At 66.0% G+C, this 12,013-nt stretch carries 13 protein-coding genes; 2 read left to right on the top strand and 11 right to left on the bottom strand.

What is annotated here, in order from left to right; translation table 11 throughout:
- The first annotated feature begins 56 nt into the window (after window positions 1-56).
- Both corA and QMG52_RS07875 read left to right on the top strand, forming a co-directional pair.
- Window positions 57-1,052, top strand: coding sequence for a magnesium/cobalt transporter CorA (gene corA, locus QMG52_RS07880; protein WP_283559870.1), 996 nt, complete (start codon window positions 57-59; stop codon window positions 1,050-1,052).
- A gap of 134 nt (window positions 1,053-1,186) precedes the next feature.
- Entirely contained in the window at window positions 1,187-2,161 is a 975-nt protein-coding gene (locus QMG52_RS07875; RefSeq protein WP_283559869.1) for an alanyl-tRNA editing protein, read from the top strand.
- A gap of 200 nt (window positions 2,162-2,361) precedes the next feature.
- Here QMG52_RS07875 and QMG52_RS07870 read toward each other — a convergent pair whose 3' ends face one another.
- From QMG52_RS07870 to QMG52_RS07820, 11 genes are all read right to left on the bottom strand, one after another.
- Entirely contained in the window at window positions 2,362-3,339 is a 978-nt protein-coding gene (locus QMG52_RS07870) for an aldo/keto reductase (protein WP_283559868.1), read from the bottom strand.
- Window positions 3,340-3,427: 88 nt separating this feature from the next.
- Complete coding sequence (gene csrA / locus QMG52_RS07865) at window positions 3,428-3,676, bottom strand: carbon storage regulator CsrA (protein WP_283559867.1); 249 nt, start codon at window positions 3,674-3,676, stop codon at window positions 3,428-3,430.
- A gap of 102 nt (window positions 3,677-3,778) precedes the next feature.
- A complete protein-coding gene (locus QMG52_RS07860) occupies window positions 3,779-4,591 on the bottom strand; it encodes a hypothetical protein (RefSeq protein ID WP_283559866.1) in 813 nt (270 codons plus the stop codon).
- 10 nt (window positions 4,592-4,601) lie between these two features.
- A complete protein-coding gene (locus QMG52_RS07855; RefSeq protein WP_502920467.1) occupies window positions 4,602-6,599 on the bottom strand; it encodes a flagellar biosynthesis protein FlhA in 1,998 nt (665 codons plus the stop codon).
- Window positions 6,600-6,654: 55 nt separating this feature from the next.
- Window positions 6,655-7,752, bottom strand: a complete 1,098-nt coding sequence (locus tag QMG52_RS07850) for an EscU/YscU/HrcU family type III secretion system export apparatus switch protein (protein WP_283559864.1) — start codon at window positions 7,750-7,752, stop codon at window positions 6,655-6,657.
- A complete protein-coding gene (locus QMG52_RS07845; protein WP_283559863.1) occupies window positions 7,753-8,511 on the bottom strand; it encodes a flagellar biosynthetic protein FliR in 759 nt (252 codons plus the stop codon). It abuts the gene before it with no gap.
- Window position 8,512: 1 nt separating this feature from the next.
- Complete coding sequence (fliQ, locus tag QMG52_RS07840; protein ID WP_283559862.1) at window positions 8,513-8,791, bottom strand: flagellar biosynthesis protein FliQ; 279 nt, start codon at window positions 8,789-8,791, stop codon at window positions 8,513-8,515.
- Window positions 8,791-9,558: a flagellar type III secretion system pore protein FliP gene (gene fliP, locus QMG52_RS07835; RefSeq protein WP_502920466.1), complete on the bottom strand. Its 768-nt coding sequence runs from the start codon at window positions 9,556-9,558 to the stop codon at window positions 8,791-8,793. Before fliP ends, fliQ begins: the two co-directional genes overlap by 1 nt.
- 203 nt (window positions 9,559-9,761) lie before the next feature.
- Window positions 9,762-10,328 (bottom strand): flagellar biosynthetic protein FliO, encoded by a 567-nt coding sequence (gene fliO / locus QMG52_RS07830; RefSeq protein ID WP_283559860.1) that lies wholly within the window; start codon window positions 10,326-10,328, stop codon window positions 9,762-9,764.
- Window positions 10,329-11,036 carry a flagellar motor switch protein FliN gene (gene fliN / locus QMG52_RS07825; protein WP_283559859.1) on the bottom strand — a complete coding sequence of 236 codons (708 nt, stop codon included), beginning with the start codon at window positions 11,034-11,036 and terminating at the stop codon, window positions 10,329-10,331.
- On the bottom strand, window positions 11,033-11,944 hold the full coding sequence (locus tag QMG52_RS07820; protein ID WP_283559858.1) for a flagellar motor switch protein FliM: 912 nt from the start codon (window positions 11,942-11,944) through the stop codon (window positions 11,033-11,035). The genes fliN and QMG52_RS07820 overlap by 4 nt, the downstream gene beginning before the upstream one ends.
- Window positions 11,945-12,013: the final 69 nt, after the last annotated feature.

Genomic DNA, 12,013 nt, shown 5'->3' with positions numbered 1-12,013 from the left:
ACAGTGCTGGCCGTGGTTAAAAGGACGTTTCCGCCCCGGACGCGGATAATGAACCCGTGACCATCATCGACAACGCCGTTTACGTCAACGGCGTGCGCACCGCGGATCCCCTCAGTCTCGAACAGACCTACGCGACGCTCGCCGAACGCGGCGGGATGGTGTGGATCGGGATGTTCCGCCCCACCCCGACCGAGATGGATTCCGTCGCCGGCCAATTCGGGCTGCATGAGCTGGCGGTGGAAGACGCCATCAAGGCGCACCAGCGGCCCAAGATGGAACGCTATGATGACATCCTTTTCACCGTCCTGAGGCCCGCGCACTACATCGATGCCGATGAGGTGGTGGAATTCGGTGAGCTGCACATCTTCACCGGCACGAACTTCGTGATCGCCATCCGGCATGCCGAGACCCCGGGGCTGGCCCGCGTGCGGCACAGGCTGGAAGGCAATCCCGAGCTATTGGCGCTGGGGCCAGAGGCCGTCCTGTACGCCATCCTGGACCAGGTGGTGGATGACTATGCGCCGGTGATTGCCGGGCTGGAAAATGATATCGATGAGATCGAGGACCAGCTCTTTGCCGGCGATCCCACCGTTTCGCGCCGCATCTACCAGCTTTCCCGCGAGGTGATCCAGTTTCAGCGCGCCATTCACCCGCTGACGGATATGCTGACCGCGCTGGAACTCGGTTTTGAAAAACACGGCGTACACCGTGAGCTCGAGCGCTCCCTGCGCGATGTCCAGGACCACGTCCAGAACGTCACGGCCCGCGCGGATTCCTTCCGTCAGCTGCTGCAGAATGCGCTGACGGTGGACGGCACACTGACCACCAACCGGCAGAACGAGGCCAGCGCGGCGCAGAATGAGGAGCTCAAAAAGATCTCCTCCTGGGCTGCAATCTTCTTTGCCCCGTCCTTCGTCGCCTCGGTGTACGGGATGAACTTCCACATCATGCCCGAGCTGTCCTGGACGTTCGGCTACCCCTTTGCGATCGGGCTGATGCTGGCCCTCTGTGCCCTGATGTACACGGTGTTCAAACGGAAGAAGTGGCTCTAGACGGAAGCAAGGACGTGCATGGGCCAGCGAGCATCATTGGCGCTGCGGGACGCTGTAGTTCCGAAATCTCCATCCCCATTCAACCCGCGTCCGGTGCCGCCGGAATTCAGATCCGTGCGGCTACGCTGATTTCCATGACACTTCCCGTATCCGACACCCTCGTTACCTACCCTGCCGGGCAGACCTCGGGAAAAGCCGTCGTGCTGCACACTCAGCTGCTTAGTCCCAGTCAGTTGCGCCATCACGGTCCGCTCCTCCAGCACAGGCAGGAGCACGACGACGGCAGGCTGGCAGTCCTGCTGGACACCACGCCGTGCCATCCGGTGGACGCCGGCTGGCCTGACCAGGGCGCGGACCGTGCGGTGATCCGCCTGGCCGGTGCCGGAGAAGCCGGTGCCGCAGAAGCCGGTGCCGCAGATCAGCCAGGCCAGTGGCCGGTGCTGGACTGCGTTGTGGCCGCGACGAATGGACAGGACCTGTTCATCGGCGGCGATATCCCGGTCCGCAAGGGAACCGAAGGCTGGAATTTCGTGGTGGTCCACCTGCTGCCGGCTGCTGCCCGCCTGCCCGAGGGCGCCGCCGTCGAGGTTTACATTGATGCGGACCACCGCGCCGCCTTGAGCGCCGGACACAGCGCCTGCCACGAGGCGTCGCTGGCCTTGAACCGTGCGCTGGCACAGCGGTGGTCCAAGGAAACCCGTGCCGATGCCTTGGGCTGCCCGGACTTTAACGGCGCGGCCATTGCCTCCTCCAACATCGAGGAATACGGGTCGGTGGACGTTTTCCGGCTGAACAAGTCCCTGCGGCGCAAAGGGTTCAACGCCGACGGTCTGGTCGCGGAGCTGGGCGCGCTCACCGTGTCCATCGACGAAACCCTGGCCGGCTGGGTCCGTGCCGGCGCGCCCGTGCAGATAGAGTGCGACGGCGGCGCCCTCACGGCCCGCCGGTGCTGGGTGTGCGCGCTGCCCGAGGGGGAGGCCCGCATCCCGTGCGGCGGCACGCACGTCGATTCGCTGGCGCGCCTCGGCCGGATCGCCGTAGACCTCACCGCCTTGGAGGAGCAGGGAACCACGGTGCTGCGGATGGTCACCCGCACCGGTGCGCCGTGATGAGGCAAGCCCAGGGCGCCGATGACGGGGCGGAGCCGCGACAACGGTGCTGCGCAGCTCCGCTCTCGCGAGCGAGCCCCTTCGTCGCGAGCCAGCCCCGCTTTGACGGGCCAGCGAACGCCCGCCTTAGCGCGAATGCGCCGCTCTGAGACACGGCCTGGGACGAGTGGCTACTGATTCAACAGCTACTTGTTCAGCGCTTACTTGTTCAGGGGGGACATGTCCGAATACCTGTCTCCCGCGGCGGCCGGCAGATCGCTCAGCTCCGCAAGCTGCCCGGGTGTGAGCACCAGCGCATCGGCGCCCACGTTTTCCTCCAGGTAAGCGATCCGCTTGGTCCCGGGGATGGGCGCTATGTCATCCCCCTGGGCGAGCAGCCAGGCCAGAGCCACCTGCCCGGGCGCGGCCCCGGCTTCGGCGGCCACCGCATCCACCTGCTCCACGATGCGGATGTTGGCCTTCAGGTTGTCGCCCTCGAATCGCGGGTTCTGCCGGCGGAAATCGGAATCATCGAGCTCATCCACGGACCTGATCGTGCCGGTCAGAAAGCCGCGCCCCAGTGGGGAATACGGCACGAACCCGATCCCCAGCGCCCGGACGGTCGGCAGGATCTCCTTTTCCGGATCCCGTGACCAGAGCGAATACTCCGTCTGAACAGCCGTAACCGGGTGCACCGCGTGCGCCCGGCGGATCGTTTCCGGCGCTGCCTCGGACAAACCATAGTGACGGATCTTCCCCTCCTGGATCAGCTCCCCCAGGGCACCTACCGTATCCTCGATCGGAGTGCCGGGATCCATCCGGTGCTGATAGTACAGATCTATGTAGTCCGTCTTCAGGCGCCTGAGGGATCCCTCCACGGACAGCCGGATGTTTTCGGCGCTGCCGTCCAGCCCGCGGCCGCCATCACCGCGGTGCAGGAGGGTGCCGAATTTCGTGGCGATCACGACCTCGTCACGCCCTCCCGCGAACGCGTTGCCCAGCAACTCCTCGTTGAGATACGGTCCGTACATTTCGGCCGTGTCGAAAAACGTGACCCCCAGTTCCTGTGCGCGGTGGATGGTGCGGATGGCGCCGGCGTCGTCCGCACCGCTGCCGGTGTAGAAGGCCGACATCCCCATACAGCCCAGCCCCAACCTGGAAACTTCCAGACCCTGTGATCCCAATGAGATTTTCTTCATGGCTGATGCTTCCTCTTCGTCGATTGGTCCCCCCGTCAACGCTAGAGGCTGCACGGCCCGCGTCAAGGGTTCCGGCCGCCGGTCCTGCTCAGGTCGCCTTTCCCGGAAAAGCGTGGCCCAGCATGTTTTTAATCTGCTCCTCGGTTGCGGCATCGGTTTGCACCGCTGCGATATTTGCCGCGCTGACCGCCTCGATGACCTCGGCGCGGGCAATAGTGATGCCGCGCGGGGCGTCAATACCTAGCCGGACGCTGTCTCCGCGCACGTCGAGGAGCGTGATGACGATGTCCTCCCCGATGAGAAGCTTTTCACCGAGCTTCCGTGTTAGTACCAGCACTGTTTGAGCCTACCTTGCCTTGAGGAAACGATATGTTGCCTGGCATGGGCCCTCCCCAGGGGCTGAAGCCGGCGGGGACGGCCCAGGCCAGGCGACGAGCCGTTACAGATCCGCGGCGGTGGCCGGACCGCTCTCGATCCAGCCCACCGGCAGTCCCAGTTCAAGGACCGTGCCAGGGGTCAGGGTTTCCGTGCTGCCCAGCACGGCCAGGGCATCTGCCTTCACGGCCCAGCCGACCCTGTCCACCCAGACCGCCGTGTCGGCCGGCTTGCGTGCGGCATCCACCGCCACCCAGACCTGATCCGCATCCACCTCGCTGAGGGCAGCGGACGGGACGTGGCCCCCCGGGCTGATCCCGAAAGCGATGATCACCGTCCGCCCGGCCGCCACGCCGGCTGCACGCGCAGCCGCCAGACCGATGCGCCCCGCAACATGTTCGGTCCCCATGGATTTGATCGCTCCGGCGGTTCTGATCTCCGCGTCCTTGAGCACCCGGCCCATGGATCGGGTGATTTCCATCGGATCCGCAGCCAGCCCGACAACCATGACCACCTTGCCGGATCCGGAAACGAGGGCGGGCGCGTCAGTAACCTCCGGGGCCCCGTCCGCCGGGGCTGCCGCCGTGAGGTCTTCCAGCAGCGCCGCGAAGCCGTTTGAAGCGGTCGAAACGGTCGGGAACCGTGCCCCGTTTGCGGCGGCGTCCGCTGCGTCGGCCTCTTTCAGCAGCGCGCTTATACCGGTCCGTGCAGGCCGTACGGCGGCTGCCGGCACGACGGCGCCGTCAACTTCCACCGTGACCTCAAAAAAGTGCCGCGCGAAGAACCCGCCAAGCCCGCCTTCGGAGACCTTTTCGGCCGCGATGATCCGGGCCGCGCTGCCATGGCTGTTAAACAGCTTCCATTCAATCCCCTCCATGGACTCGCCCCTAAGCTGAAATCTGCTCGACACCACGTACCACCCCTACCGTTTCAATGGCCACATTGGCCGCCGTCGCCTCTTGATATGAAAGTACCGGCAGGCCACCGGACTGCGCTGACACCAGCCGCCGGACGGCCGGACGCAGCGCGGGCGCACACACCAGCACCACGTCCCGGCCCAGTGCGCCGGCCGCGGCGACGGAAGACTTCAAAGATTCCAGCACCGCCTCAACGCGGCCGGCGTGCATCACAATCTGAGTACCCTGCTCCGAGGGCCGCACCGCCTCGAGCATGGATTGTTCCAGCAGCGGGTCGATCATGATGACGGAGAGCGTCTGGCCATCCAAGTAACGTGCCGCGAGCGCGGGTCCCAGCGCCTGCCGTGAGGCTTCGATCAGACCCTCCGGATCCGTGGCCACCTTGGCCCGCAGCGTGAGCGCCTCGTAGATGCGCGGCAGATCGTTGATCGGTACCTGCTCCGCCAACAGGCCCTGCAGCACACGCTGCACCTCGGCTAGGGACAGGGCCCCCGGGATGAGCTCCTCCACCGCGGAGGGATTGACCGCCCGGACCCCGTCCGTCAGCACTCGGACGTCTTCGCGGGAGAGCAAGCGGGGGGCGTTGTCCGTGACGATGGCGGACAAATGCGTGACCAGTACGGAGACGCGGTCTATGACGGTTGCCCCGGCCATCTCGGCGCTGTGCCGCAGCTCCGCCGGGATCCATTTGCCGGCCAGGCCGAACACCGGCTCCGCCGTGGTGACTCCCGGCAGCCCTTCCAGGTTCTCACCGAGCGCCAGCACCTTCCCCCCCGGCGCCGTCCCGCGCCCGGCCTCCACGCCGGCAATCCTGATCACGTAGCTGCCCGAGGGAAGCTCCACGCTGTCCCGGGTGCGAACCGGCGGGACCACCAGGCCCAGATCCATGGCGATCTTGTGCCGCAGCGAACGCACCCTGGCCAACAGGTCGTCGGAGGCACCCGAGACCAGGTCTACCAGGTCCGGGGCCAGCAGGATCTCCACCGCGTGCACCCGCATCGCTTCGATCAGGTCCTCCGTCGTTTCGGGGCGCGGAACAGCCGCCTCCTGCGCCGCCACTGCAGCGCTGGCGGCCTTGTCAGCCCGGTCCTTGGTTTTGATCCGCTGCGAGGCGATCAGGAGCCCGATCCCCACCAGCATAAAGGGAATGACCGGCATGCCCGGGATCAGGCCCATGGCGATGGCGGCCAGGCCGGCAATCTGCAGGGCCGTCCGGGACTGCCCCAGCTGCGCCGACGCCGTGGTGCCCATGTCCGACTCGGCGTTGGAGCGGGTCACGATCATACCGGTGGAAACGGCCATCAGCAGGGCGGGAATCTGAGTGACCAGCCCGTCGCCGATGGTGAGCAAGGCATAGGTGTTGAGCGCGTCCGTGATGGACATGCCGCGCTGGGCCATGCCGATGGCGATCCCGCCGACAAGGTTGATGACGATGATGATGATGCCGGCGATCGCATCACCCTTAACGAACTTCGACGCGCCGTCCATCGCACCGTAGAAGTCGGCTTCCGCGGACACCTCCGCCCGCCGTTCACGCGCCTGCACATCGGTGATCAGCCCGGCGTTGAGATCTGCGTCAATGGCCATCTGCTTGCCCGGCATGGCATCAAGGGTGAAGCGCGCCCCCACCTCGGCAACCCGCTCGGCGCCCTTGGTCACCACCACAAACTGGATGACCACCAGCAGCATAAAGATCACCGAGCCGATGATCAGCGAGCCGCCCACCGTGACCTTGCCGAAGGCGTTGATGACGGCCCCGGCGTGGGCCTGTCCGAGCACCAGCCGGGTGGAGGAGACGTTGAGTCCCAGCCGGAACAGCGTGGCCACCAGCAGCAGGGACGGGAAGACCGAGAAGTCGAGCGGCTTTTTCACGAACATGGTGGTCAGCAGCGTCACCAGCGCCAGCAGAATGTTGATGATGATCAGCACATCCAGCAGCGGCGCCGGGATCGGCACGATCAGCAGCATTATGACGCCCACCACTCCCACGGGCACGGCGAGCTTGGAGAAGTTGCGGTTCACTCTAGGTTCCTTCGGATATCAACGGAAGCGCGGTCATGGTCTGGGGCCTGCCGGGCCGGCCCCGGGATTTCAGCGCCAGCACAAAGGCCAGCACCCGGGCCACGGCGTCGTAAAGCTCAAGAGGAATCTCATGACCTAGCGCGCAGCCTGCATGCAGGGCACGTGCCAGCGCAACGTCACGGATCATCGGCACGCCCTTGGATTCGGCCTCCCGGCGGATCCGCGCCGCCATGTGGCCGGCCCCCTTGGCCACCACCCGCGGCGCCGATTTCCCTGGTTCGTACTTGACCGCGACCGCGAGATGCGTCGGATTCAGCAGGACGACGTCGGCGCTTGAGATGGCGGTGATCATGCGGTTCCGGCTCATGGACAGTTGCCGGGACCGCCGCTGGGACTTGATCAGCGGGTCGCCGTCGGTGTTTTTGTTCTCGTCCTTGACCTCCCGCTTGGTCATCCGCGTCTTCTTCCGGTTCCGCCGCATGATGACAAAAACGTCCGCGGCGGCCAGCACCAGACCGGCTGCCACCGCGAACTCCAGCATCGAGGCAACGCCGCCGCCCGCCGCGGACAGCAGCGCGCTGACCGGCAGTCCCCCGGCATTGAGGAGTACGGGCATGAGGCCCTGAACCACGGCATAAAGAACCAGGCCGACGACGGCGGTCTTCAGCAGCGCTTTGAGACCCTGCCACAGCGCCTGCGTGCCGAGGACCCGCTTGAGTCCCTTCAACAGGTCAAAGTGATCGAACTTGACCTCAAATTTCTTGAAGTGGATGCCACCCTGCAGGGCCGCTCCGGCCAGTACGGCCAGGGCCACCACCACCAGCAATGGCGTCAGGGTGGCGGCCAGCGACGCGCACCCGGCGCCGAGGGCGGCGAGGGCCCGGCCGGGATCGGGGTTGGACGCGACGACACGGATGCTGAACAGCTGATCCGCCGCGGCGTCGCCGGCCCGTGCGATGGTGATCGGCAGCATGATGGCGGCGGCGCCCACACCCAGCCACGCGGTGACGTCCTGGGACCGGGACAACTGGCCCTTGGAACGGACCTCCTTCATCCGCTTCTGTGTGGCGTCTTCGGTGCGTTCCTGTGAATCCGACATCTAACCGTCCCCTGACAACTGGCTGAACGCCTGGCCGGCCAGCGCCGCAACAATCCGGGGCAGGGCGGCGTACACCGCACCGGCCAGGGCCAGCGTGAGGAAAATCTTCAACGGAAAGCCCAGCGCGAACGCGTTCAGCGCCGGTGCCACCCGGGTCAGCAGTCCAAGCCCGACGTCGGCCAGGAACAGCACCACCAACAGCGGTCCGGCGATCTGGACGGCGGCCAGGAACATCAGTCCGGTGGCCGCGGTCATGGCTTGAACCGGGTGCGTCAGGTCGATCCCGCCGCCCAACGGCAGCGCGGTGAAACTGCGGACCATTCCGCCGATCACCAGCTGGTAGCCGTCCGAGGCGAAGAGCAGAGCGAGGGTGGTCATCTGGAACAGCCGGGTGAACTGGGCCCCGTTGAGCATCGCCTGCGGGTCGAAGGCCTGGGCCATCTGGAACCCGCCGAACATGTCCACCAGGCTGCCGGCCGACTGGACCGCAGAAAAGATCAGCAGCACCAAAAAGCCCAGGGACGCACCCACTACCACCTCCAGCACCAGGCCGGTGATGAAACCGGCGGTATCGGCGGATTTGTAGCCCGGCGCCACCTTCGGCGACACGGCCAAGGCCAGCCCCAGCCCCAGCATGGCCTTTATCCGCAGCGGGAATCCGTTGTAGGAAAAGGGCGGGGCCACCACAAAGAACGCCACCATCCGCACGCTGGCAAGCATCAACGCCTCCAGCCAGGCGGGGTTCAGCGTGAGCGCCACCTCAGCCGCCGCCATTGAGCAGGGCGGGGATCTTGGCGAACATTTCATGCGTGAACGTGACCATCTCGGTGATCATCCAGTGCCCGGCGATCAACAGCACCACGGCCACAGCGATGGCTTTAGGCACGAAGGAGAGCGTGACCTCCTGGATCTGCGTGATCGACTGCAGCAGCGAGATGAGCAGGCCGACGGCGAGCGCGGTCAGCAGGACCGGGGCGGCCAGCTTCGCCGCCGTCAGCAGCGCCTGTGTTCCGATGTCCAGAACGGCGTTGGTATCCATCAGCCGCCCCGGTAACTCTGGATCAGCGCCGTAATGACCATGCCCCAGCCGTCCACCAGAACAAACAGCAGGATCTTGAAGGGCAGCGAAACCATCACCGGCGGAAGCATCATCATGCCCATCGACATCAGGGCCGAGGAGACCACAATGTCGATAATCAGGAACGGGATGAATATGACGAAACCGATGATGAAGGCGGCCCGGAGCTCGGAAATCATGAACGACGGAATGAGCGTGGTCATCGGCACGTCAGCAGCACTGGCAGGATTATCCATCCCCGCGGCCCGCGTCATCAGGGCAATGTCCTCCTGCCGGGTGTGCGCAAGCATGAAGGTCTGCAGCGGTTTCGATGCCGCCTCAACCGCCGCACCGAAATCGAGGTGCCCGCCCAGATAGGGCTGCACGGCCAGGTTATTCACGTCCGTTAGGACCGGCATCATGATGAAGAAGGACAGGAAGAGCGCCAGGCCGGCCAGCACCTGGTTCGGCGGAATATTGGGCAGGGCCAGGGCATTGCGCGTCATCGCCAGCACCACAAAGATCTTGGTGAACGAGGTCATCATCAGCAGCAGTGCCGGCGCAACGGAGAGCAGCGTGATACCAATCAGCGTTACGACGGCGCTGGACGGAGTGCCGTCGGGACCGTTGATTTTGACCGTTACGCCGCCGTCGGACGACGGCGGATTGGCCGGATTCGTCGGATCAGCCGGCGCCGTTGGGTCCGCCGGCACGGTGGGATCCGCCGGGTCAAAGGGAACAGGAGCCAGCGGGACCTGCGCCGTCGGGGCGTAGACAAAGGGGACAGGAGCCAGCGGGACCTGCGCCGCTGGCAGGGGGTGCGCGGGAACGGCATCCAGCGGTGCAGCGTGCGCACCGGCGGTGCCGAGGAAAAGGAGCGCCGTGACAGCCAGTAGCGCGAGCACCAGCCATGAAACGGGCCTGCCCGCCCGGCGCGCCCGGACGGCGGCTTTCAACCGGCCAGCCCTTTCCGGGCCGCCGCGGCCGCCTGCCGCCACGTGGAGGCGGACAGGATGGATCCGCCCAGGGACCCGCCCATGGATCCCTGGTTGGGGGCTTCGCCCTGCAGGGGTGCCCGAATGGGTCCCCGCCAGGATCTGTTAAGTGCCGATTTGCGTTCGCGCCGGCTCAACGGCGCCCTTGCGGGACCGGCGGCCCCGAACCCCTCCGACGGTGCCTGTGCCTGTGCCTGTGCCTGTGCCTGTGCCTGTGCCTGTGCCTGTGCCTGATGCAGCGTACCGGCAAACGCTTCGGCGGCGGCTTCTTCAACCGGCAGCTCGGATAAGTGCAGGACGTTGACCGAGTGCTCGGTCACGCCGAGCACGAACCGCTGTCCCCCGGTTTCCACCACCACCACGGACGCTTTCTGGCCAAGACCCCGCCTCGCGACCACCTTCAGCGGATCCAGGGCGCCGCGCACACCGGCGCCGCGGCTGAGCCGCCGCTGCACCAGCCAGAGCACGGCTATCACCGCCCCGAGGGAGAGCACCACCCGCAGGGCGAGGATCAACGTGTCCATCTAACCGACCGCTTCGGCGACGTCGAGAATCTTGGTGATGCGGATGGCGTAGTCCTGATCGACGACGACGACCTCGCCCTTGGCGATCAGCCGCCCGTTAAGCAGCACGTCGGCAGGAGCGCCGGCAGAGCGGTCGAGCTCGATCACGCGGCCCGGTTCCAGCCCGAGCACGTCGCGCACGGACATGCGGGTTCGCCCGATCTCGACGGTGAGGGTCATTTCGACGTTGTTGATCCGGCCCAGTTTGCCAATCATCGATTCATCGGAGGCCCGGGCACCGGCACCGTTCGGGGCGTGTTCCCGGATCCGGATGGCGAACCAGCCCGCCGTCTCCGCCGCGCCGGTCAGTTCGAAGATTACGGTTTCGGGATCCGAGAACAGCGCGGCACCGTCCTCGGTCCGGGATTGGCCCAGCACGCCCGCACCGAGCACCGAGGTTGCACGCTCGAAGGAAGGGCGGAGCACATCCGCCAGCGAAACCAGGGACGAGTCCGTCCCGCCGGCACCGGCCAGCGGGGCAGCGTCCGTCAGCACCAGCGCAATATCCGCGGACAGTGCACCCACAAAGGAGGCCATGACGGTGCCGGTTACCGATACCCGCGCGGGCAGGCCGCCCGGATGCACGGCCGCACGCAGCGCGGTCACGGTCGGCAGCAGGTCGGTCAGTGCAGCGGCAGCGGCGGTGTGTAGGGTCTGATTCGCGCTCATCGCGGGTTCTCCTCGGTAGTAACGATGATGCCGGCCAATCGGGATCCCTTGGAGCCCAGCGCCGCGGCGGCCAGCGGCTGGCCATCCACGGCGAGGTCGACCGGGCGGTCCTTCGGGTGCGGCAGAGGAAGGACGTCTCCCACAGCAAGGTTCAAAATGGCGCCGGGCCGGATGGTGGTGGGGGTCAGCTGCAGGGAGACATCCACCGGAATGTGTACCAGCTGCGCTAGGATGCGTTCCCGGCAATGCACGGCCGTATCCAGGGGATTGGCTGCGCCCAGGTGCGGGAGCAGTATTTCGGCAGGTATGGCCACCGTGGCGGGGGCGCTGACTCCGCCCACCGTGATCGTAAAGAAGGACACAATCATCAGATCCGAGGGAGCCGCTGCCTGGGCGAACTGGGAGTTGTACTGGATACCGGCGATCTTAATAGGCACGGTCAGCAGCGAATCCAGCGAGTAGCGCAGATTCTCCAGTGCGTCGTCCATCAAATGCAGGACCAGGGACTGCTCGATCTGGGTAAATTTCCGGTTCGGCAACGGCTGGCTCCCGTTGCCGCCCAGCATATGGACCACTAGGCCGAGCCCGGCCGCCGTCGGAAACTGAATCACCGCCTGGGAGGTGTTGCCTTCGAGCGCGCACAGCACCATCGCCGTCGTGGACGGCAACGCCGCCGAGTACTCGTCATAGGTCTGCATGAGGACTTGACCGGAAACAATCCGCGACTTCACCCGGACCCTGGCGGTCAGGTGCGTGCCCCACTGCCGGGCGAAGGTCTCCATGGCGAGTTCCAGGACGCGGCTGTGTTCACGTGCCAGCGTCGTGGGACGTCCGAAATCGAAAACGTCGATGCCTGAGGTCTGCCTGCCGGCCGTCCCGTCGGGCGTTCCTTCTCGCACTACTCTCACGTCAGCCACTATCGGCCGGTCTGTCCGCGCCGTTAGCAGTTACCCGCGGCTTTCTTAGCCGCCGCCGTC

Origin of the sequence: Paenarthrobacter sp. PH39-S1, assembly GCF_030063245.1 — a bacterium.
GTDB lineage: Bacteria > Actinomycetota > Actinomycetes > Actinomycetales > Micrococcaceae > Arthrobacter_M.
Note: the sequence above shows the minus strand (reverse complement) of the source record. Positions and strands in the feature narration are given on the sequence as shown.